This is a genomic window from Streptomyces rapamycinicus NRRL 5491 (genome assembly GCF_024298965.1).
GTDB lineage: Bacteria > Actinomycetota > Actinomycetes > Streptomycetales > Streptomycetaceae > Streptomyces > Streptomyces rapamycinicus.
The window spans coordinates 11,242,707-11,265,156 of sequence record NZ_CP085193.1; the positions used below are offsets into that span (position 1 = coordinate 11,242,707).

Here is a 22,450-nt window from a genome sequence, read left to right on the forward strand (position 1 = left end):
GTCCCCGGTGTGTGCGCTACCAGGTGCGTGCGGTGCGCTGAAGCCGCTCCCGGACCCGGGCGACGTCCGGGTTGGCGTCGGCACCCGGCCGCTGTACGAGGAAGAGCGTGTTGAGCGGCGGCTCTTCGGGCTCATGGAGCAGGACGAGTCCACCGGAGGCGAGTTCGTCCTGGCACAGATAACGGGGGAGCACGCTGTAACCGGCGCCCGCGGCGACGGCCGACACGGCCCCGCGCAGATCCGGCACGGTCACCGCGGCCTGGGCGGTGAGCCGCTTGCCGAAGACATTGCGCCAGTACCGGCGGGCGATGGGGAGGTCCTCCGCGTAGGTGATCAGGGGTATGTCACGGACGGCCGCGCACGGCCCGTCGGCCGCCAGCCGCTCCCCGGCGCGCCGGGCCCAGCCGGGCGAGGCGACCAGCACATAGTCCTCGTCCGCCAGCGGGAGCGAGGTCAGCGTGCGGCCACCGGGGCGTCTGGTGGCGATCACGAGGTCGTGGTGTCCCGCCCGCAGCGCCTCCAGCAGCGGATCGGTCAGCCCCATGGTGATCCGCAGCCGCACCCCCTCGGCGACCAGCGGGGCGAGTGCGGGCAGGGCGCGGGCGCACAGCAACTCCGCGGGCCCGGCCAGGTGGACGAGGGTGGTGCGGCCGGTGAGTACGGTGTTCCGGCCGCCGAGTGAGGCGAGGGCGTCGAGTGGTCCGGCGATGTGTCCGGCCAGGTCATGGGCGAGGTGGGTGGGCTCCGCACCGCGCGGGAGCCGGGTGAACAACGCGCGTCCGGTCTGCTGCTCCAGGGCCCGGATCTGGGCGGTGACGGTGGGCTGGGAGAGCCCGAGCAGCGGGGCCGCGGCGGTGAACGAGCCGGAGCGGTAGACGGCCAGGAAGGTGCGCAGCAGATTCAGATCGGCATGTTGCGGGGGCGCCCCGCCGCCGATGACGATGTCGCCGTCCTGGTGTGTCCCGTCCGCCATGCGGCCCAGCATAGAGAGGTACCCGGCGCTTCCTTCCATCGGAAACCCGATGTCATCGATCGACTGATCTATTGGCATTCCGATGCCCAGTGGATCTACCTTCGAGCACGCCGCCAGGACGGCGGCGCGATGTCGGGGCGGCGACGCCCCAGGAGAACCCAGCGACCGCGCTCAGCGCGCGTGATCGCATCGAGGAGTGAGCATGGCGAAGATCCTGTTCGTGATGACCGGTGCCGACCAGTGGACACTGGCCGACGGTACGAAGCACCCCACCGGCTACTGGGCCGACGAGGCCGTGGTCCCCTATGAGGCGCTCAAGGCCGCGGGCCACGAGATCACGGTGGCCACCCCCGGCGGCGTCGTCCCGCCCGTGGACTCCGCCAGCCTCAGCCCCGAGGCCAACGGCGGCCCGGAGAACGCCGCCAGGGTCAGGAGCGTCACCGAGACCGCGGCGGAGTTCCGTGCCCCCATCGCGCTGAGCGACGTAACGCTGGACGACTACGACGCCGTCCATGTGCCCGGTGGCCACGGCCCCATGGAGGACCTCGCGGTCGACGCCGCCTCGGGCAAGATCCTCACCCTGGCGGTGCGCGGTGGCATGCCGGTGAGCGTGGTCTGCCACGGCCCGGCGGCGCTGTTGGCGGCGGTCACGGAGGACGGCACCCACGCGTACGCGGGCTACCGGATCACGGCCTTCACCAATGAGGAGGAGAAGATGGCCGGGAACGCCGACAAGGCCAAGTGGCTCCTTCAGGACCGGCTGACCGAGGCGGGCCTGACGGTGCGGGTCGGCGACCCCTTCGCACCGCATGTGGAGGTCGACCGCAACGTCATCACCGGCCAGAACCCGGCCTCCTCCGGCCCGCTCGCCGAAGAACTGCTCAAGAAGCTCGGCTGACCTCTCGACCCTCCCCCCCCGCCTCAGGCGGGCTCGGCCGTGGTGCCCCGGATGACGAGATGGGGGGCGACCACGGCCTCCCCGTCGGGGACCCGCTCTCCCTCCAGGCGGGCGATGGCCCGGCTGACGGCGAGTTCGGCGAGGCGGGGGATGTCCTGGCCGACGGTGGTGAGGTCGATATGGGCCAGACGCGCCAAGTGGCTGTCGTCGAAGCCGACGACGGAGATCTCGTCGGGGACGGGGACCCGGGCGCGCAGGAGGGTGTCCAGAACCCCGGTGGCGGAGCGGTCGTTGAAGGCGAGGACGGCCGTGGGCCGGGGAGTGGTGTCGAGGAGGGCGCGGGCGCCCGCGGCGCCGTCCTCCTCGGTGAGCCCGCCGGGCAGGACGCGGACGCGGTCGGCCAGGCCGTGGCGGCCCATGGCGGTACGATAGCCACGGCGCCGGTCGGCGGCGCCGGGTGCGCTGCCGCCGTCGATATGGGCGATGTCGCGGTGGCCGAGGGCCACCAGGTGGTCCACGGCCTGACGGGCGCCCTCGTCATCGGCGGTCCGCACCACCTCCACCCCCGGGGCGGCCCCGCGCAGCCGCCGGGCCACGGAGACCACCGGGAGCTGTGCGGCGAGTTCGGCCAGCCGCGCGGCCGGGGCCTGCGGGCCGAGCAGGATCAGGGCCTCGCAGCGGTCGGCCAGCAGGGTGTCGGTGGCCCGCTGCTCACCACGCCCGGCGGCCACGGCGCTCAGCGCGATCTGGTACCCGGCGGGCTCGGCCACCGCGTACACGCCCTCCAGCAGATCGGAGTGGAAGGGGTGCTGAAGGCCGAACTGCACGCCGAGGAGATGGGACCGGTGGCTGCGCAGCAGCCGGGCCCGGGCGTCCGGCCGGTAGCCGATCTCCTGTGCCGCCTGGAGGACCCGCTCACGGGTGGCGGCACCGGCGCCCTTGGCGTCCCGCATCACGATGGAGACCAGCGCCGTGGACACGCCTGCCCGCGCCGCCACGTCCGCGAGGGTCGGGCGCTTCCCATGGGGGACGGCCGGCGTCGGTGGCACCACTGGTCTCCCTGGTCTAGGTGTCGTCTTCGGTCGAGGAGTCGTCTCGGGCCGGGGTTTCGCTTCCGGGCGCGACGATCGTAGCCCAGGGCCCCGGGCGCACGCGCCCCCGCTGCTATAACGTTCTAGTGATTCCGCCGTCATCCCTTGACAGGGATGGTCGGCGGCTGGCGTACTGCTGCTCGACATCTAGAACGTTCTAGTAGCTGCAACGTTCTAGTCGCTTTGTTGCCGGGCCGGACAGGGAGCGAGAAGTAGCATGTACACATTGGCGGTCTGCGCCGAGATGGTCTTCCGGGATCTGCCGGTCCACGAACGGGCGCGGCGCATCCACGACGCCGGTTTCCAGGTCGAGATCTGGGACTGGAGCCGACACGATCTGGCCGCCCTCGAACGGACCGGCGCGGTGTTCTCCTCCATGACCGGCTACCTGCGCGGCAGCCTGACGGACAGGGACGGGGCGGCCGAACTCCTGCGCACCGCCGAGGAGTCGGTCAAGGTGGCCCATCAGCTCGGCTGCCCCCGGCTGAATCTGCACGGCACCGGGCTGGACGGCGACGGTCTGCCGGTGGCGCCGGTGGCGGGCGAGGCCACCGGCCCGATGTGGATCGCCGCCCACCGCACCCTCACCCGCCTCGCCGAGCTGGGCGAGCGCACCGGGGTCACCTTCACCCTGGAGAACCTCAACACCGCCGTGGACCACCCCGGTGTGCCGTTCGCGAAGGCCGCCGACACCCTGGCACTGGTCGAGGCCGTGGACCGGCCGGGGTTGCGGATGAACCTGGACTTGTACCACGCGCAGATCGGCGAGGGGAACCTCACCGAGCTCGTTCGCCGGGCCCACGGCCGGGGCCTGATCGGCGAGATCCAGGTGGCCGACGTACCCGGCCGCCGCGAGCCCGGAACGGGAGAGATCAACTACCCGGCCATCGCCCGGACCCTCGCCGACCTCGGCTACGAGGGCACCGTCGCCATGGAGGCATGGGCCTCCGGCGACAGCGACCTCGCCCTGGAGCGCTTCCGCTCCGCCTTCACCGGCTGAGGCGCGCGCCCGCGAGGCCGTCCAGCCCTCATCGCACGCCGCCACCCACCGACCCCACGGAGCACCGCATGACCACACCGCATCCCCTCCCCGTAGGCCTCATCGGCGCCGGACGCATGGGCTCCTTCCACGCCGAGACCCTCGCCCACCGTCTCCCCGGTGTCCGTCTCGCCGCCGTCGCCGACCCGGCGCCCGGCGCCGCGCAGGGGCTGGCCGACCGGCTGGGCGGCACCACGGCGTACACGGAGATAGCCGAGCTGCTCGCCGACCCCGGGGTCGAGGCGGTGGTCATCGCCACCCCGGCCCGTACCCACGCCGGGCTGGTCGAGGCCGCGGCCCGGGCGGGCAAGGCCGTCTACTGCGAGAAGCCCATGGCCGTCACCCTCGAGGAGGCGGACCGCGCCATCGCGGTCGCGGCCGACGCCGGTGTCCCCCTCCAGGTGGGCTTCAACCGCCGCTATGACACCGGCTTCCACGCCGCCCACGAGAAGGTCCGGGCGGGCGCCGTCGGCACCCCGCAGCTGCTGCGCTCGCTCACCCGCGACCCCAAGCTGGCCGACCCGGGCCGTATCCCACCGTGGACGATCTTCCTGGAGACCCTCATCCACGACTTCGACACCCTGCGCTACCTCAACCCCGGCGCCGCGCCGGTCGAGGCCTTCGCGTTCGCCGACGCACTGGTCCGCCCCGACTTCAAGGACCGCGGACTGCTCGACACCGCCGTGGTCACCATCCGCTTCGACAACGGCGCCCTCGCCACCGCCGAGGCGAACTTCCAGGCGCTGTACGGGTACGACGTGCGCGGCGAGGTCTTCGGCTCGGCGGGGATGCTCACCATGGGCGACATCCGCCGCGGCCATCTGACCGCCTACGGCCCGGACGGCGGCGCCACCGAATGCGTCACCTACGACCAGGAACTCTTCCATGACGCCTACGTGGCCGAACTCGCCGACTTCGCCGAGTGCGTGCGCACCGGCCGCGCCCCCTCCGTCACCGGACAGGACGCCCGCGCCGCCCTGTCCGTCGCGCTCGCGGCCATCCGGTCGGTCACCACCGGCGTCCCGGTCCGCATCGACGACATCGCGTAGTGACACCGCCCTTCGGCTCTTGGTGACGGCGTCCGGCGAGGTACGCCGATGACCATGTCCGGAGGCCGGGACTCGTTTCCGGAGAGGCGTTATATTCGGGCTATATAGGACGCGGCCGGCCTGCGATCCGTACGGCACCGGGCTCCCGAGGACGATGACAGGTGACGCCATGGGTGTGGATGAGCAGCACCCAGACAGCGCGGACACCCGGATCACTCGGTCGGCGCGGACACGGCTTCGGCTGATGGGTTCCGCGGGTGGCCAGCTGAGTGGCACCGGGCCGGTGAGACTCGCCCTCGGGCAGGCGGTCGCCGAACTCGGCGCCCTGGGCGGCATGATCCATGTGCGTGATCCGCGCCGGGGCGTGATGCGCCTGGTGGCCAGCATGGGGCTGCCGGACAACCTGGTCGCGGGGTGGGAGACCCTCACGGACGAGGACAGCGCGGCCCCGGTGTCCTGCGTCCGCTACCGCACCCACGTCTGGACGCCGCCACCGCCCGACGTACCGCACCGGGCGCCCCTCTCGTCGCCCGGCCGCCCCTCCCACGGGGACTTTTCTCCCGGTGCCGGGTCGCTGCCGCCCGGCAGCGGTGTGGTGTCGGTGCCGGTGGTCACGGCCGGCGGGCGGTCGGTGGGCGCGCTGTCCGTCCTGGTGGAGGCGCCGGATGAGCTCGATGACGGGCAGTGTGAGTTCCTGCGGAGGGTCGCCGACTGGGTCGCCGAGTATCTGCGGCCCGTCCGGCCCGCCGCCGCGGACGTCGAGCACGAGCGACAGCCCCTCGGCGGTGACGCCGTCGGCAGTGCCGTATGGCGGATGAACGACGGCCTCCTCGCTCTCGACGGCCAGGCGCGGCTGACCTTCGCCAACCCCGCGGCCCTGAAGTTGCTGGGTGCTTCCGCCCAGGAGGTGCTGGGGACGGTGCTGTGGGACCACCCGGTGGTCCGGGACACCGGGATGGCCGCCTGCCACGGGCGGGCCGTGACCACTCACGCACCGGCCGGATTCGACACCCGGTGGCCCGGCAGAGCGGGCTGGTACCACGCACGTTTCGACCCGGCCCCCGACGGACTGGTCATCCACATCGCGGACATCACCGAACGCCGGAGGGAGGAGGCCGAGCAGTCCGCGGCCCAGCGCACCGCGGCCGAGCGGGTCATGCGCATGGGCGAGCTGACCTCGGCGCTCGCCGAGGCGCTGACCGTCCAGGACGTGGTGAAGGCGGTCGCCGACCGGATGCTTCCGCCGTTCGGCGCCACCGGCCTGATCTGCGGGCTGATCGAAACCGCGCGGCTGCGGATCGTCGGTTCGGCCGGATATCCGGAGGAGTTCCTCGAGATCGTCAAGAAAATGATGGTCTCGGAGATGTCCGCGGTCGTCCAGGTGCTCAACACCCGCACTCCGACCTTCCTGTCCACCCCGCAGGAGTACGCCGAACGGCATCCGGACGCGGTCGGCTATCTCCACCGCAGCGGGATGAAGGCGTGGGCGTTCCTCCCTCTGATCGCCTCGGACCAGCAGATCGGCTATTGCGTGGTGAGCTTCTCGCGGCCGCGCCACTTCTCCGAGGAGGACCGCTCCCTGCTCATCGCGCTGAGCGGGCTGGTCGCCCAGGCGCTGGAGCGGGCCCGGCTCTACGACGCCGAGCACACCCGCGCCCAGGAGCTCCAGCGCGGGCTGCTGCCCCGTACGCTGCCCGTCGTACCGGCCGTCGCCGCCGAGGCGCGCTATCTGCCCGCCACCGAGGGCGTACAGGTCGGCGGCGACTGGTACGACCTCATCCCGCTGTCCGGGGAGCGGGTCGCCCTCGTCATCGGCGATGTCATGGGCCACGGGCTGTCCGAGGCCGCCACGATGGGGCGGCTGCGCACGGCCGTCCACACTCTCGCCGATCTCGAGTTCCCGCCCGATGAGCTGCTCACCCATCTCAACGATCTGGTCGGCGACCTCGGCGATGACTTCTACGCCACCTGTCTGTACACGGTCTACGACCCGGTCACCAATCGCTATGCCTTCGCGAGCGCCGGACATCCACCGCTCGCCATCGTCCACCCCGACGGCACGGCCCACTTCCCCCATGTCGACGCCGATCCGCCGCTCGGCGCCGCCAGCCCGCCCTTCGAGACCCATGAGGTCCAGGTGCCCGAGGGCAGCCATCTGGTGCTCTACACCGACGGCCTGGTCGAGTCGTCGACGGTCGACATCGACGAGGGCATGGCGCGGCTCGCCCAGGCCCTCACCAGGGCCGCCGCACCCCCCGCCGATTCGCCCGGGACCGCGTCCGCACCCACCTCCGCCCCCACCACGCTGCACGATCCCGGCCGGCTGTGCGACGCCGTCATCAACGCGCTGGTGCCGGAGCAGGCCGAGACCCACGACGACGCCGCGCTGCTGATCGCCCGAACGCGGTCGATGGCCGCCGACCGGGTGGTGTCGTGGGCGCTGCCGGACGGCCCCATCGCCGCGGCCGAAGCCCGCCACCATGTCACCGAGCAGCTGTCCGCATGGCATCTCGACGAGCTGACGATGACCACCGAGCTCCTGGTCAGCGAGCTGGTCGGCAACGTCGTCCGGCACGCCAAGGGCCCGCCGCGGCTGCGCCTGCTGTACGGCCGGACGCTGATCTGCGAGGTCTCCGACCGCAGCCTCACCACCCCGCGGATCCGCCGCGCCGCCGAGACCGACGAGGGCGGGCGCGGGCTGCAGCTGGTGGCGGCGCTGTCCGATCGATGGGGCATGCGGTTCTCGGCGGCGGGCAAGTGCATGTGGACGGAACAGGCACTGCCATCGCCCGGCCACCCGGCCGCCGCCTGAGGGGACGGGGCCCGCGGTGTGCCCGGCGGTGCGGCCCGCGACCGGCACGCTCTAGGATCGGTCGGTGACCGCCGTGAAACAGCAGACCACCAGGGACCAGGCGACACCGGGGCGGAAGCGCTCGGACGGTGCCGGCCGGAGCGCCACCGTCAAGGACGTGGCGACGCTCGCCGGGGTCTCCCCGAAGACCGTGTCGAATGTGATCAACGGCTTCGTACATGTGTCCCCGGCGACCCGGGAGCGGGTCCAGCGGGCCATTCGCGAACTCGGCTACCGGCCCAACCGGGTGGCGCGCAACCTCCGGCGCGGCAGCACCGGCATGATCGGTCTTGTCCTGCCCGAGCTGGACGTCCCGTACTTCGCCGAGCTGGGACGACACTTCCTCACCACGGCCGAGGAACACGGCCGCACCCTGCTGATCGAGCAGACCCTCGGCGACCGCGAGCGGGAGGCGGCGGTGATCCACGGCCTCGGCGACCAGGTCGTGGACGGCATGGTGGTGAGCCCGCTCGCCCTGCACGGCAGCGCCCTGGCGAACCACCTCGGCACCGTGCCGCTCGTGCTCATCGGCGAACGCCCCAGCGGCGGCCTCGCCGACCATGTGGTGATCGACAACGTGACCGCCGCCAAGGAGGCCGTGGCCCATCTGGTGGCCGGCGGGCGCCGCCGGATCGCCGCCATCGGCATCCAGCCCGAGCCGTACATCGGCACACCGCTGCTGCGCAGGACCGGCTACCGCGAGGCACTGGAGGAGGCCGGACTGCCGCTGGACCCCCTCCTGGAGCGGGAGACGCCCCGCTACCACCTGGCCGAGGGCGCCCGGGCGATGGCGGCACTGCTGGACCGGCCCGAACCGCCGGACGCCGTGTTCTGCTTCAACGACGCGCTCGCCCTCGGCGCGCTGCGCACCCTGTACGAGCGCGGACTGCGGGTGCCGGACGACATGGCCGTGATGGGCTTCGACGACATCGAGGCCGCGCGCTACAGCACACCGAGCCTGAGCAGCGTGGCGCCGGACAAGAGCGCCATCGCCCGGCGCGCCGTCGATCTGCTGCTGGAGCGGATCGAGACACCTGACCGTCCGGCCCAGGAGGTCGTCGTCGGCCACACCCTCCACACCCGTGAGTCCACCGAGGGCGGAATCGCCACTACCGCTCACTGACCTCCCAGACCCGTGGTGGCCACCGATTTCACGATCTGACGCTGGAACAGCATGAAGACGATGAGCAGCGGGATGGAGCCGAGGATCGAGGCGGCCGACTCCTGGGCGTTGCGGAGCCCGGTGGAGTCCTTCACGGTCGACAGCCCCACCGGCAGGGTCATCAGCTGGGGATCGCTCGTGCTGATGAACGGCCAGAGGAAGTTGTTCCAGGTGTTGATGAAGACGAAGATGGCCACGGCCGCGAGGATCGGCCGGGACAGCGGCAGCACCACACTCCAGAACACCCGGAAGCTGCCGGCCCCGTCGATCCGGGCCGCCTCCTCCAGCTCCCGCGGAATGCCGTCGAAGAACTTCTTCAGGATGAACACCATCGCGGGCGCCACCACCTGCGGCAGGATCACCGCCGCATAGGTGTCGACGAGGTTCATCGCGAGCATCTGCCGGAACAGCGGCACGATCAGGATCTGCGGCGGCACCATGATCGAGGCGACCGTGACGGCGAAGAGCACCCGGCGGCCGCGGAAGAGCGTCCGCGAGAAGGCGTACGCCGCCATCGCCGAGATGGCCACGGTGATGGCCGTGACGCACACGGCGATCACCACGCTGTTCACCGCCCACACCGGCAGATTGCCCTGGCCGAAGATGGTCCGGTAGGCGTCGAGGGTGAAGCCCGCCTTGGGGATCCAGTCGACGCCCGACGCGCTCGCGTCGACCTCCGTCTTGAACGAGGTGTCCACCCCCCAGCCGAACGGCACCAGCCAGACCACCGTCATCAGCGCCAGCGCCAGCAGCGTCAGCACACGGGGGAGGGGGCCCGTCCCGAGCGAGGGGTGCCAGACATGGCCGCCGTAGCGGCGCCGCCGGACCACCTCCCGGGGCATGGTCGACCGGGGCTTTCCGGGGGTACGGGGGGAGAGTGTGTCGGTGGTCATGGCGCGATCAGTCCTCCCTGCGCGAGAAGATCTTCAGCTGGGCGATCGAGAGGATGATGATGAGCCCGAAGAACACATACGACACCGCCGAGGCGTAGCCGAGCCGGTAGTTGGTGAAGCCGGTGTCGTAGATGTACTCCAGGATCGGCCGGGTGGCGCCGTTCGGGCCGCCCTTGGTCAGCAGATAGATCTGGTCGAACACCTTCAGCGACGCCATCACCTGCAACACCGCGATCAGCCCGGTGGTCCGGCGCAGCTGCGGCAGGGTGACCGACCACAGCCGGCGCCACGCCCCGGCGCCGTCCAGCGCGGCCGCCTCGTAGAGGTGGTCGGGTATGGCCTGGAGCGCGGCCAGATAGAGCAGGAAGTTGAACCCCACGGTCCACCACAGGGTCACCAGCGCGATGGACCACATCGCGTACTTCTCGTCGGTCAGCCAGCCGATCCCGTCGATCCCGAAGATCTTCAGCAGGCCGTTGAGCATCCCCCGGTCCGGCTGGAACAGCATGCTCCAGATCTGGTAGACCACCGCGACCGGCAGCAGGTGCGAGGCGAAGAAGGCCAGCCGCCACAGCCACTGCCCCGGCATCCCCGTGTACACCAGCAGGGCCATCGCCAGGGCGACGAGCACGAGGGGGACGGTGGTCAGAACGGTGAACCAGACCGTGTTGCCGAGGGTCTGCCACACCTGGCTGTCGCCGAACGCCTCGGTGTAGTTGTCCAGGCCGACGAGGGTGCTGTCACCGTGCCCGGTCAGACTGGCGTTGGTGAAGCTCATCCACAGGCCGATGCCGATCGGCACGATGAGGAAGAGCGTGAAGAACACCAGGAAGGGGGTGGCGAAGAGCCACCCGGCGCCGCCCGACCGAAGCCGGTCCGTGGCGGCGGCCCGCCGGAATCCGGCGCGCCGGGATCCGGCCGCGGCCCGCCGCGCGGGCGTGGAGACGGAAGCCATGACATCGCTCCTTTCCATTGCGACTCCGTCGCGATCAGGCCGGATTCGGCTGGGCCAGCAGGGTGTTGATCTGGGAGACCATCGTGCGCACCGCGCTCCGCGCGGACGACGAGCCGCCGAGCGCGGGATCGAGCGCCTGGCACATCCGGGTCTGGAAGTCCGAGCCGGAGCCCGCGAACCACACCGGCGGGTCGAGCACGAGCTGTTTCGCGGCGCCCGCGTACTCGGACTGCGGGCGCAGCTTCGCGTACTGCGGGGACGAGACGGCCGGTGTGTACGCGGGGATGTGGCCCGCCGTCGCCCAGGTCAGCCCGGACTTCACCAGCTCGGCCACGAACCGGTGGGCGCGCCGCCTGCGCTCCGGATCCGGGTTGTCCTGGTGCGGCAGGACCAGGGCGTGGCTGTCCGAGGCCCCGGCCGGACGGTCGTAGAAGGTGGGGATGGGGGAGCCGCCCAGCTTGTCCTTCAGGGTGGACTTGTAGGTGGCCATGTCCCACTCGCCCGAGAAGATCATCGGGGAGCGGCCGTTGGCGAAGGCGGCGATGGCCGTCTGGACGTCCATGGTGCGGCTGTCGCGCGTCAGGTCGGCCATGAAGCGCACCACCTCGACGGCGGTGTCCTCGTCGATCTCGGCCCGCTTCCCCGTGAGGTCGAAGGTGGCGCCGGTCTGGCTGAACAGCGTCCAGAACATCCGCCAGCCCATCGCCGCGTCGTTGGCGTGGCCGAAGACGGGCCCCAGCTTGCCGCCGTCCTTGCGGAGCTTGTCCAACAGCTCCAGGGCGTGCTTCGGCGATTCGAAGGGCACCAGCCGCCCGTCGCCCGTGAGGAGACCCGCCTTGTCCATGACGTCCCGGTCGAAGAAGACGACGAACGGGTGGGTGTCCAGCGGAATGGCATACGGGTCGCCCTGGTACAGACTCCGCTTGACGAGCGTCTTGTTGAGGTCCTCCTGCTTCAGCCCGAACTCGGCCAGCAGATCCAGGTCCCAGGGGTCGAGCAGACCGCCCGGGGCATAGCCCGCCAGCCGGGTCAGATGCATGATCGCCACATCCGGCGAGCGGCCACCGGCCGAGGCCATCGCCAGCTTGGTGTAGTACGGCGGGCCCCAGTCCAGCACCGTCGTCCTGACCTTGAGACCCGGGACGCGCTTCTCCACGTTCCGCGTCATGGTCTTCATCAGTTCGCCGTCGGGGCCGGTGAACAGGGTCCAGTACTCGATCTCGTCCGCGCTCCGCACGCTCCCGGCGATCGAACCGCAGCCGCTGAGCGCGGACGCCGACACGGCGGCCCCCGCCCCGTACACCGCGCCTCTCAGCAGACCACGCCGTGACAGGCCGCTCATCGCCCCTCCTCACCGGCCGGGCGCTCGAAGGCGGCGGGGCGCCGCTGCGCCGCGCGCAGCCGCTCCACGTCCAGCTTGTGGCTCCGGTCGAAGCGGTATACGCCGTTCTGCTCCTGGAACACGTCGGTGAGCTGGGTGTAGCAGTAGCCGAACATCAGGGGGTCGTCGAGCAGCGCCCCGGTCAGCCCCGCGAAGCGGGTCTGGAACTCCTCCTCGGTCCGCGGCCGCTGCCCGTACCCCCAGGACACGTCGCGGTCGTCACCGGCCGATCCATCCGCCTCCTCCGGATTCCACCAGATGCCGCCGAACTCGCTGCAGAAGTAGGGCTGGCCGCGGTACGGCAGCGACCACACCGCGTCGGTGTCCTTCTTGCCGGGGTTCCCCCGGTTGTCGGGGTTGAGATACGGGTCGTCCTTGTCCAGCCCCGCCATCTGGCGGCGGAACGCCTCCGGGTCCTGCTCATAGCTGTGCGAGTCGTACACGTCGGTCTCGGCCACGCGGTGGGAGTAGCCGGAGGCGTCCAGGACCGGACGGGAGGTGTCGGCGGCCTTCGTGGCCAGGAACATGCCCCGGGTGACATCGTCCAGGACGGTCTGCCGGTCGTGGAGTTCCTGGTGCGTCTCGTTGAGCGGGCACCAGCCCACGATCGACGGATGCGAGTAGTCCCGCTCCACGGCCTCCAGCCACTGGGCGATGAATCCGGCGGTGGGCCGCTGGTTGTCCCCCGTGGTGCGCCCGGTGCTGGCTCCCCAGTCGCCGAACTCGCCCCAGACGAGATAGCCGAGCCGGTCCGCGTGGTGCAGGAAGCGCTCCTCGAACACCTTCTGGTGCAGTCGCGCCCCGTTGAAGCCCGCGGCCAGCGACAGTTCGATGTCCCGGACGAGGGCGGCGTCGTCGGGCGCGGTCATCAGCCCGTCCGGGTACCAGCCCTGGTCCAGGACGAGCCGCTGGAAGACCGGGCGGCCGTTGAGCAGCAGCCGCTTGCCGTCGATGGCCACCGACCGCAGCCCGGCGGTGCACTCGGCGCGGTCCAGGGTCTCGCCGCCGCCGTCCAGCAGCTCGATCCGCACCCGGTACAGATGGGGGTCCTCCGGAGACCACGGGCGGCGCCGGTCCTCGGGCAGCGCGAGCACCATCCGGGGCGCCAGATCCAGGTCGGCCCGTACGCTCGCCTCGGCCACCGCCCGGCCGTCCGCGTCGCTCACCCGGGCCGTGATCCGGTGGCCCGGGCGGTTGGCGCTGAGCGGCAGTTCGAGGTGGAAGGCGCCGGACGCGAGGTCGGGGGTGATCCGGGGCCTGCGCAGATGGACCTCGGGCACCGGCTCCGCCCACACCGTCTGCCAGATTCCGGTGGTGCGGGTGTAGTGGCAGTCGCTGTTGGCGTAGTCGGTGGCCTGCTTGCCGCGGGCCTGAGTGCCGTGACGGGCGTCCCGGGCCCGCACCACGATCACCACCTCCGCGTCGCCGCCGGCCGTGCCCGCCACCGCGCCGAGGTCGGCGGTGAAGGAGGTGAAGCCGCCGCTGTGCCGGGCCACTTCGCGGCCGTCGGCCCATACGGTGGCGTCGTGGTCGACGGCCCCGAAGTGCAGCAGCACCCGCCGGCCGGCCCAGCCCGCCGGTATCCGGACCGTGCGCCGGTACCAGACCGCGGGGTGGAAGTCGGTGTCCCCGATCCCCGACAGCTCGGACTCGGGGCAGAACGGGACCAGGATCCGTCCGTCCAGCTCCTGGTGCACCAGGCCGCGCTCGAGCCCGCTGTCGCCGGGGTCGAAGGCGAACTGCCAGCCGCCGTTGAGATTGAGCCAGTCCTCACGGACGAAACTGGGCCGGGGATATTCGGGTCGTGGAACGTCGTTCGACACTTCGGGCGAGGTGATGTCCGGGTGAGCCATGGGATCTCCGGGAGGGCGGGGGATTCGACCGGGCAGGGGTATGCCATCACCCGTTTACATCGATGTAAAGATCCCGCGCAGCAACTTTTGCCACGACCTCGGACGGCCGCCGGTGGGCCTGGCTAGATCTCGCCCTTCCGCACCTTGTACAGCTCGACGTCCTTGTTGGCGAAAAGGTGCACATAGCCGCAGTTCCAGCAGATCAGCCCGGTGGCCGATTCGTTGGCCCAGCCGAACTTGAACAGCTCCATGCCGGTGCTGTTGAGCTTCACCTCGCGATCCCGGAAGAGATCGCCCTTGCAGAACACACATGTGATCCACACGTCCCCGACAGCCGCACGCACAGGCTTGGCCACGCTCTCTCACCTTTTCCGGCCACCGAAGTGGCCCCCGTCTCGCGTCAACAACGGTGATCAGCATAGGACGGGGGCCCACTCGGCACGTCAGCCGCGATAGGTGCGCAGATAGTCGAACCGCGCGACCGCGCCCGCGGTGTTCTGTGAGACCAGGCCGATCCTGAACTCGCTCACGGTCGGCAGGGTCCAGACGCCGGTGTGGACCCAGTGCACACCGTCCGTGCTGGTGGCGGCGCGCACCTCGGTCTCGTCCCGTGCGGTGTCGGCGTGGTACGACAGCCGCATCCACAGCGTGTCCGCGGGCGGGCCGCCGAACATCGGCCCGTAGGCCACCGGGGTCGGTGGTGTGGTGGTGGGCCGCTCGCCCTCCTTCGCGAACTCGGTGACATGCGTGGTCCTACCGTCCGCGTGGCTCACCGGCAGCACCCCGTGCACCAGCTTGTAGTAGCGGTCGTCGTTCCCGTACAGCACCAGCCCGGCCTGCTGATCGGCCCGCCCCGGCGCGAACCGGAGCCTGGTCTCCACGGTGTAGTCGCCCCGGGGAGCGTCCCGGGTCAGCACCGACGCCGTATTGGTGCCGAGATAGAGCTCGGCACCCTGAGCGGGCCAGGACAGGGCGCCATCGGACATCGTGACCCCGGACGCCGGTCCGCGCACCCAGGACCACGGGGAACCCGCGGTGGTGCCGGGGACGGTGGCGGTGTCGAAGTCATCGCTGTAGCCGGGCAGCAGCGGACCCGGCACATGCTCGGGGACGCGGCTGGTGACCGGTGTGTGGAGCGCCGCGGCCCCCACGTTGTCGGCCGCCGCACCGGCGCCCCGGGCGGCCACGCCGACCTTGCCGGAGCGGACCGCCGCCGCGGGCAGCGACCGCTCCTGGGTGGCCACCGCGTCCCGCAGCCGGTCCGCGCTCACCTCCACGGTCAGCCGGGTGCCACGGATCTCCGCCGACACGTTGTGCCAGGTGTCCCAGGCGAAGCCGGGTGGCAGCGGGGTCGTACGGGTGCCACGGCTGCGGCCGTCGACCCGTACGTCCGTCACCAGTGCGTCGCGCTGCCGGTCCAGCCACGCCACCACGAAGTCGTCCGGGCCGGTGTAGCCGGCCAGCAGCCCGGCCGCGCCGGTGGCCGAGGTGACCCGCAGATCGGCCTCGGCGCGCCGGGCCGCCGGGGCGGACCGGTCCGAGACCAGGTGGGCGGGGGCGGTGGGATTCCCGCGCGGTGTGACGAAGCCCCGCGCGTCCTGCTCATGGCCGACGCTCCAGCCGTCCGTACCGGAGCCGCCACCGCCGTGCCACCCCTTCAGCGAGCCGTCGTTGAAGGTGCCGCCCGCGGCCCAGGAGGCCACCGGGGCCCGCTGTGCGCCCTGGGAGGCGCCGGCCCCCGCCCGTACCACCGGCCAGCCGTCGATCCAGTCCAGCCGGTCCATCAGCATCGGCCGCTTGGACAGCTTCAGCGTGCCGCCCGAGGCCGGTTTCAGATCCGGGTCGTCGGAGGAGATGGCGTGGTAGACGAGCCAGTCCTGGCCGGACAGATCGGTCTGGAGGGCGTTGTGCCCGGGGCCGATCCAGCCGTTGCCGTTCGCGGTCAGCACCACACCGCCCTTGCTGGTGGCGGCCGTCAGCGGAACGCCCTGGTCGTCCACGAAGGGCCCGGTCGGGCTGGTCGCCCGGCCGACCTTGACCTGATAGCCGCTGTAGGCGCCGTCGCAGCAGCCCGCGTCGGAGTAGAACAGGTAGTAGTGGCCACCGCGCCGGACGACGAAACCGCCCTCCATCCGGCGGCCCTGCGCCACTTCGGTCACCGCGCCCTCGATGCGGGTCCGGGCGGCGTTCATCTTCGCCACGCAGATCGTGTCGTAGCTGCCCCAGTACAGATACGGCTGACCGCCCTCGTCCGTGAACTGGGCCTGGTCGATGTTGCCGGTGGCGCAGCCGCTCGGCGAGGGCAGCACGGCTCCCCGGTCGGTCCAGGGGCCGGTGGGGGTGGGCGCGGTCGCCACGGCGACGGTGTTGCCGGCGGACACCGAGTAGTAGAGGTTGTAGTGGCCGTTCACATAGCGGATGTCGGGGGCCCACAGCCGGGCGCCCTTGTGCCAGGCGGGTTTGGTCTCCGGGGTGAAGACCTCCCCGGCGTACTCCCAGTGCGCCAGGTCGGCCGAGCGGAGGATCGGCAGCATCCGCTCACCGTCCTCGCCCTTGCTCTGGAACACCGGGTTCTGAGTGCCGTACGCGTACCACAGGCCGTCCTTGCCCCGGATCATCACCGGGTCGGGGAAGGTGTCGACCACTCCGGCCGTGAGGGGGTTGTGGTAGGTGGGCGCCTGGTGGGCCGTGGTGGTGTGCTCCGTCGCCGGGCGCTGGGCGGCCGTCGCCCGGGCCGCGGGCAACAGCCCGGCCAGCAGCGCGCACAGCAGCGCGGCGACGAGGGTGCCGGGGCCGTGTCGAGTGCTCCGTCTACGGCTTGGTCTCATCTACGCGGTCCCTTCCGGCTCGAAGGAGCTCAGGCTCGGGTCGTAGTCCAGGTCGCCGATGTCGAACATCGGGGTCATCCAGTGGTAGAAGTTGTCGCCGCGCTCCCGCAGCAGGTCGTACAGGCGGCGCATCAGACGGCGGCGCACGGGCAGCAGCTCGGGGTGCTCATAGCGGTTGGTCAGCTCATGGGGGTCGGTGTCCAGGTCGTACAGCTCGTTGACCGACTCGGGGTTGACGATGAGCTTGTGGCGCTCGTCGCGGATCATCCGCTGTGGATACGGGAAGTGGTGGCCGTGGAACTCGGCGAGCAGCTCCTCCGGCCACCGCGGATGCTCACCCCGCACCAGCGGCACCAGGCTTCGGCTGTCCACGGCCGGTGAGGTGTCACAGCCCGCGAGGTCCAGGATGGTGGCGGTGCAGTCGGTGAGGCTGACGAACTCCTGGCGCACCTGGGGGGCTTCCCCGGGGATGCGGAGGATGCCGGGGATGCGGTAGATGTCCTCGTACATCGCCGGGCCCTTGTCGTGCAGCCGGTGGGCGCCGGTGAACTCGCCGTGGTCGGCGGTGAAGAACACCGAGGTGTCATCGGCCAGCCCGAGCTCGTCGAGCCGGGTGAGGATGCGCCCGATCTGCTCGTCGATCAGCGTGACATAGCCCCAGTAGACCGCGATCAGCTTGCGGGTCACCTCGATGGGGATGGTGTCGAAGGTCCAGTGGGCGCTGTAGTTGCGCTGTACCGGTGGCTTTCCCTCGAAGGTCTCGGCGATCGAGGCGGGCAGGTCCACCAGGTCGGGGTCGTAGCGGTCGAAGTACGCGTCGGGCAGCAGATACGGCAGATGCGGCCCGAAGAAGTGGGTGGCCAGGAAGAACGGCCGCCCGTCCGCGGCGTAGCGCTCCAGCTGCTCGATGGCGCGGGTGGCCAGATAGTGCTCGAAGGTGGCCTCCACCGGCTGGTGCAGCCGCGCCGCCAGCAGATTGCCCGGGTTGCCGTTGGGCGTGGTGCCGCGGATCGGATCGGATATCCGGTACGGCGGCAGGCCCCGCTCCGCCAGGTACGCCGCGTAGTCCGGGTGGTCCACGGGGTTGTGCCAGCCGGGCAGATCGGGTCCGTCGAAGCCGTACGAGGCGGCGTTGCGGTGGGTGCCGACATGCCACTTGCCGACCAGGCCGAGCTGGTAGTCGCGCTCGGCCAGGGCGCCGGGGAAGGTGAACGCGTCCTCGCGCAGATCCTCCAGATAGCCGACGTTGCGCTCGTAGTTGGCCAGCAGCCGGTGGCGAAAGGGCGCCTGCCCGGTGAGCAGACTGGCGCGGGCCGGGGTGCAGATGGCGGTGGGGGTGTAGAAGCGGTCGAAGCGGGTGCCGGTCGCCGCCAGCCGGTCGAGGTTCGGCGTGGCCACATGCGGATTGCCATAACAGCCGAGGGTGTCGACGCGGTGCTGATCGGTCATCAGGAACAGCAGGTTCATCGGGCGGCCGCCTTCGTGTAGAGGTCACCGGCGTAGAACGTGGACGAGTCGGGGGACTTCGGCAGCTGCCCGGTCCGGACGAAGAAGCTGCTCATGCCGTCCAGCCACTTCTCGACGGTGCCGTCCTTGGTCCTGGCCACCAGCTCGGCGGTCGTCATCGTCTTCACGTGCTTCGCGTCCGCCGCGACCTTCGCCTCATCGGCCTTGAGCAGCTTCGCGGCCAGCGCGATGGACTCCTTGGAGTGTGCGGCCCGCCAGTCGTTGGCCTCCTGAAGGACCTTCACGACCTTCTGGTCGCGCTCCGGCTTCGCCTTGGCGGCGGAGACGAACGCGGTGGGGAAGGAGGAGCCGGGGAGGTCCTCGGTGCTCGCCACCTCCTTCATCCCCGGTACCTTCTCCTTGATGGTGTCGATGAGCGGATACCAGATCCCGGCGCCGTCGATCTGCCCGGAGGCGAACGCGGAGACCACGGTGGGCGCGTCCATCACCACCTTCGAGATGTCCTTCATCGTCATCCCGGCCTTCTGGAGCGCCAGATTGAGCGCCATCTCACCGGAAGTGCCCTCGGGGACGCCGACCTTCTTGCCTCTCAGGCCCTGGATCGAGTCGATACCGGGCCTGGCGATGACCCGGTCGGCGTAGGTGAGGGTGTCGATGGCCACGATGGTGGCCTTGCCGGAGGCGGGCAGCCACAGGGCGCCAGGACCGATGTAGCCGTAGTCGAGATTGCCGGTGCGCAGGGCCTGGATCTGGACCGGACCGTTGACGAACACCTTGGGCTCGGCGGTCAGGCCGTGCTTCTTCCACAGCCCCCGCTCCTCGGCGATGGCCAGCAGGCTCGCGCCGTTGTAGTCGGCGATATAGCCGAACCTGACCGCGGAGCCGCCGCCGCCGGAGGACGAACACGCCGCCACCGAAAGTGCCGCTCCGGTCGCGGAGAGTGAGATCATGAAGTCGCGTCGGCTCATCCTCATCTCGGGTGAGTCCTTTCGAGAAATAAGTGCGGTTGGGGAGTGCGGTCAGGCGGCGGAGTCGGCCGGTGACTGGTGGTAGACGTGGGTCCAGACGTCGTTGCGGATGCGCGCGAACTCCGCGGAGAGCCGGATCTCCTCGGTCCGCGGATAGGGGAGGTCCACATCGATGACCCGGTGGATCCGGCCGGGCCTCGCGGCCATCACGACCACGCGACCGGCCAGATAGACGGCCTCGTCGACGTCATGCGTGATGAACAGGACGGTGCGCCGCTCCTGAGTCCAGGTGTCCAGCAACTGGTCCTGCAACTGCACCCGGGTCAGCGCGTCCAGCGCCCCGAACGGCTCGTCCATCAGCAGGACTTCGGGGTCCGCGGCGTAGGCGCGGGCGATGGCGCAGCGCTGTTTCATTCCTCCGGAGAGGGTCTTGGGCAGGGCGTCGGCGAAGTCGGCGAGCCCGACCAGCTCGATGGCGTGATCGGCGCGCCGCCGGCGCTCCGCGGCGGGGACGTGTGCCAGCTTCAGCCCGAACTCGACATTGCCGCGCACCGTCAGCCACGGGAACAGCGCGTACTGCTGGAAGATCACCCCACGGTCCGGCCCCGGCCCGATGACCGGCGTGCCGTCCACCGTGACCGAGCCGGAGGTGGGCTCCACCAGTCCGGCCACCATGGACAGCAGGGTGGACTTGCCACAGCCGGACGGGCCGACGACCGCGACGAACTCCCGGTCCCCGATGTCCAGGGAGACCTGGCCGAGGGCGGTGAAGGTGGTGTTCTTCATCGGGTACGTCTTGACCACGTCCCGGAAAGAGATCTTGGGGCTCATCGGCGCTCCTGCCACGCGGTGAGACGGCGTTCGGCCAGCAGCAACAGACGGTCCATGACCAGGCCGATGACACCGATACTGATCAGACCCACGAAGATCGTGGGCACGTCGTAGTAGGTCTGGGCGTGGACCATCTCGAAGCCGAGACCCTTCTGGGCGCCGATCATCTCGGCCGCCACCACGGTCGCCCACGCCGCGCCGAGCCCGATGCGCATGCCCACCAGGATGAACGGCGTGGACGCCGGAATGACCACCTTGAGGAAGACGGTCCGGTCCGAGGCGCCGAGCACCCGCGCCGCGTCGATCAGCGTCCGGTCCACTCCGGTCACCCCCTGGAAGGCGGCCACCACACAGGACATGAACGCGGCCAGGAAGATGACGAAGATCTTCGGGGCCTCGCCGATGCCCATCAACACGATCACCAGCGGGATCAGTGCGAGTGGCGGGATCGTGCGGAAGAACTGGACGTACGGCTCCAACAGGCCCCGGGCCACCGGGTACCAGCCCATCAGGAAGCCCACGGGCACGGCGACCAGAGTGCCGAGCGCGAACCCCAGGAGCACTCGCTGGAGGCTGGCCAGCGCGTCCTCGGTGAGGGTCCCGTCGGAGAGCAGTTCGCGCGCCCGGGAGCTCACGGAGAGTGGTCCGGGGATGTCCGCGAGCCCCGCCGCGGCGGTCAGCGCCCAGAGGGCGATGGCCAGGACGAGGGCGATCAGATTGAACACGAGGGGGTGGACGGTGCGTCGTGCGCCGCGTGGCGCTTGTGGTGCTGTGGGGGTCTTCTCGGGTGCGGTGACCACCGTCATGGACGCCTCGCGGGGTACATGGGTCCTCCTCTTCGGCCCGGGACCGGGCCGGATCAGCCCGGACGGGCCGGGTAATGGCTGAGCAGGGGGGATTCACGAAGGACGAGGGCGATACCGCCCAGGGCGCCACCGGCCTCGCCGAGTGTCGCCGGCCTCAGGTCCACGCGGTCCCGTGAGATCGGCATGATGTGTGCGCGCAGCGCCTGTTCGACCGGCTCGAAGAGCGGTGGACCGGCCGCGGCGAGTTCGCCACCGAGCACGATCACCCCGGGGCCGATCGCGTTGCACACCGCCGCCAGCACGGTGCCGATATGGGTGCCGGCCGCCTCCAGTGTGCGCAGTGCCACCGGATCACCGGCCTCCAGCGCCCCGAGGAGCGCGGCCAGGCCGTCCGCGTGGCCGCCGGCGCGGCGGTAGGCGGCGAGCACGGCGCCCACCGAGGCCACTGTCTCCAGGCAGCCGGTGGCGCCGCACGAACATCGTCCGTCGCCCGACTCGACCGCGATATGCCCGAACTCGCCGGACAGGCCGTACGCCCCGCGGTGCAGGGCGCCGGACACCACCAGCCCGCCGCCCACACCGTGCGACAGCCGCAGGTACAGCACGTCCTGACCGCCCGCCGCGGCACCCCAGGTGGCCTCGGCGAGCGCGGCGAGCCGGGTGTTGTTGTCCACCAGCACCGGGGCCTCGAAGCGCTTGCGCAGCAGGGCTGGCAGATCGGCGGAGGGGCACGGTTGCGCGGGCCCCGCGTCGGGGTCCCCGACCGGGCCGACGACACCCACGCCGATGGCGTGCAGCGCGTCCAGCCGCAGTGCGCCGTCGGCGAGCGTGCCGACCAGCCGCTCGGCCAGCGCGATCCGCTCCTCCCAGGGCAGCCCCGGGTCGTGCGGTTCACTGGCCGAACCGATCACCTCGTGGGCGACGTTGACCGCGGAGACATGCACCGCCCGGCGGGCGAAGTCGATACCGATGGCCTGGCCCGCGCTGGGGTTGAGCGTCAGCGCCTCCACCGGCCGCCCCCGCCTGCGCGGGGCCGTTCCGGGCGCCGTGGCGACCACGGCGCCGCTCTCGATCAGCTCCGTGACGATATCGCTGAGGGTGGTCCGGGAGAGCCCGCTGTGCTGCCCCAGTTCGGCCCGGCTGAGCGGGCCGTGTTTGCGCAACAGGTCCAGTACCAAGTCTTCGTGTCCCCGCCGTAGCCGGGCCAGCGGGCCGTCCTGATGGGGGTGCATGCCGACCAGCATGCGCACGCCGACCTATTTCGTCAACACCCCGGAATAAAAGAAGTCCCAGGCCCCGCCGCACCGTGCCTGCTATAGCTGTTGGCTGACTCTTCATCACGGCGACATATCCCGCCGCAGCTCAAGGAATGCGATCATGCTGACCTGAGCATGCCAACCCCCCC

Annotated in this window: 18 protein-coding genes; 5 read left to right on the plus strand and 13 right to left on the minus strand. The window is 70.9% G+C overall.

Going from position 1 to position 22,450, the window contains the following annotated elements:
• Positions 1–16 precede the first annotated feature (16 nt).
• The gene (locus LIV37_RS46435) at positions 17–973 is read right to left on the minus strand and encodes a LysR family transcriptional regulator (RefSeq protein WP_243146529.1); all 957 of its coding nucleotides are present in this window, start codon (positions 971–973) and stop codon (positions 17–19) included.
• 202 nt (positions 974–1,175) lie between these two features.
• On the opposite strand from LIV37_RS46435, the gene LIV37_RS46440 reads away from it, so the two are divergent.
• Positions 1,176–1,871, plus strand: coding sequence for a type 1 glutamine amidotransferase domain-containing protein (locus LIV37_RS46440; protein WP_020874019.1), 696 nt, complete (start codon positions 1,176–1,178; stop codon positions 1,869–1,871).
• A gap of 23 nt (positions 1,872–1,894) precedes the next feature.
• On the opposite strand, the gene LIV37_RS46445 is transcribed toward LIV37_RS46440, so the two are convergent.
• The gene (locus tag LIV37_RS46445; protein WP_121826730.1) at positions 1,895–2,920 is read right to left on the minus strand and encodes a LacI family DNA-binding transcriptional regulator; all 1,026 of its coding nucleotides are present in this window, start codon (positions 2,918–2,920) and stop codon (positions 1,895–1,897) included.
• A 259-nt stretch (positions 2,921–3,179) separates the two neighbouring features.
• On the opposite strand from LIV37_RS46445, the gene LIV37_RS46450 reads away from it, so the two are divergent.
• The 4 genes from LIV37_RS46450 to LIV37_RS46465 all read left to right on the plus strand — a co-directional run bounded on the left by LIV37_RS46450 (position 3,180) and on the right by LIV37_RS46465 (position 9,024).
• Positions 3,180–3,962 (plus strand): TIM barrel protein, encoded by a 783-nt coding sequence (locus LIV37_RS46450; RefSeq protein WP_020874021.1) that lies wholly within the window; start codon positions 3,180–3,182, stop codon positions 3,960–3,962.
• A gap of 68 nt (positions 3,963–4,030) precedes the next feature.
• Positions 4,031–5,050, plus strand: a complete 1,020-nt coding sequence (locus LIV37_RS46455; protein WP_020874022.1) for a Gfo/Idh/MocA family oxidoreductase — start codon at positions 4,031–4,033, stop codon at positions 5,048–5,050.
• Positions 5,051–5,219: 169 nt separating this feature from the next.
• A complete protein-coding gene (locus tag LIV37_RS46460) occupies positions 5,220–7,862 on the plus strand; it encodes an ATP-binding SpoIIE family protein phosphatase (RefSeq protein ID WP_121826566.1) in 2,643 nt (880 codons plus the stop codon).
• A 64-nt stretch (positions 7,863–7,926) separates the two neighbouring features.
• Positions 7,927–9,024: a LacI family DNA-binding transcriptional regulator gene (locus LIV37_RS46465; RefSeq protein ID WP_020874023.1), complete on the plus strand. Its 1,098-nt coding sequence runs from the start codon at positions 7,927–7,929 to the stop codon at positions 9,022–9,024.
• Here the strand turns inward: LIV37_RS46465 and LIV37_RS46470 are convergent.
• The 11 genes from LIV37_RS46470 to LIV37_RS46520 all read right to left on the minus strand — a co-directional run bounded on the left by LIV37_RS46470 (position 9,018) and on the right by LIV37_RS46520 (position 22,289).
• The gene (locus tag LIV37_RS46470; protein ID WP_020874024.1) at positions 9,018–9,956 is read right to left on the minus strand and encodes a carbohydrate ABC transporter permease; all 939 of its coding nucleotides are present in this window, start codon (positions 9,954–9,956) and stop codon (positions 9,018–9,020) included. The genes LIV37_RS46465 and LIV37_RS46470 overlap by 7 nt on opposite strands.
• A 7-nt stretch (positions 9,957–9,963) precedes the next feature.
• The gene (locus LIV37_RS46475) at positions 9,964–10,911 is read right to left on the minus strand and encodes a carbohydrate ABC transporter permease (protein ID WP_020874025.1); all 948 of its coding nucleotides are present in this window, start codon (positions 10,909–10,911) and stop codon (positions 9,964–9,966) included.
• 34 nt (positions 10,912–10,945) lie between these two features.
• The gene (locus LIV37_RS46480) at positions 10,946–12,253 is read right to left on the minus strand and encodes an extracellular solute-binding protein (protein WP_020874026.1); all 1,308 of its coding nucleotides are present in this window, start codon (positions 12,251–12,253) and stop codon (positions 10,946–10,948) included.
• On the minus strand, positions 12,250–14,145 hold the full coding sequence (locus tag LIV37_RS46485) for a glycoside hydrolase family 2 protein (RefSeq protein ID WP_020874027.1): 1,896 nt from the start codon (positions 14,143–14,145) through the stop codon (positions 12,250–12,252). Before LIV37_RS46485 ends, LIV37_RS46480 begins: the two co-directional genes overlap by 4 nt.
• Positions 14,146–14,267: 122 nt before the next feature.
• The gene (locus tag LIV37_RS46490; protein ID WP_020874028.1) at positions 14,268–14,501 is read right to left on the minus strand and encodes a hypothetical protein; all 234 of its coding nucleotides are present in this window, start codon (positions 14,499–14,501) and stop codon (positions 14,268–14,270) included.
• Positions 14,502–14,588: 87 nt separating this feature from the next.
• Positions 14,589–16,973 (minus strand): family 43 glycosylhydrolase, encoded by a 2,385-nt coding sequence (locus LIV37_RS46495; RefSeq protein ID WP_020874029.1) that lies wholly within the window; start codon positions 16,971–16,973, stop codon positions 14,589–14,591.
• The gene (locus LIV37_RS46500; protein ID WP_020874030.1) at positions 16,974–18,440 is read right to left on the minus strand and encodes a sulfatase family protein; all 1,467 of its coding nucleotides are present in this window, start codon (positions 18,438–18,440) and stop codon (positions 16,974–16,976) included.
• Positions 18,437–19,414 carry an aliphatic sulfonate ABC transporter substrate-binding protein gene (locus tag LIV37_RS46505; RefSeq protein ID WP_121826565.1) on the minus strand — a complete coding sequence of 326 codons (978 nt, stop codon included), beginning with the start codon at positions 19,412–19,414 and terminating at the stop codon, positions 18,437–18,439. The genes LIV37_RS46500 and LIV37_RS46505 overlap by 4 nt, the downstream gene beginning before the upstream one ends.
• 45 nt (positions 19,415–19,459) lie before the next feature.
• Entirely contained in the window at positions 19,460–20,239 is a 780-nt protein-coding gene (locus LIV37_RS46510) for an ABC transporter ATP-binding protein (protein WP_020874032.1), read from the minus strand.
• A complete protein-coding gene (locus LIV37_RS46515) occupies positions 20,236–21,045 on the minus strand; it encodes an ABC transporter permease (RefSeq protein WP_020874033.1) in 810 nt (269 codons plus the stop codon). Before LIV37_RS46515 ends, LIV37_RS46510 begins: the two co-directional genes overlap by 4 nt.
• A gap of 53 nt (positions 21,046–21,098) precedes the next feature.
• Positions 21,099–22,289 carry an ROK family transcriptional regulator gene (locus LIV37_RS46520; RefSeq protein WP_121826564.1) on the minus strand — a complete coding sequence of 397 codons (1,191 nt, stop codon included), beginning with the start codon at positions 22,287–22,289 and terminating at the stop codon, positions 21,099–21,101.
• Positions 22,290–22,450: the final 161 nt, after the last annotated feature.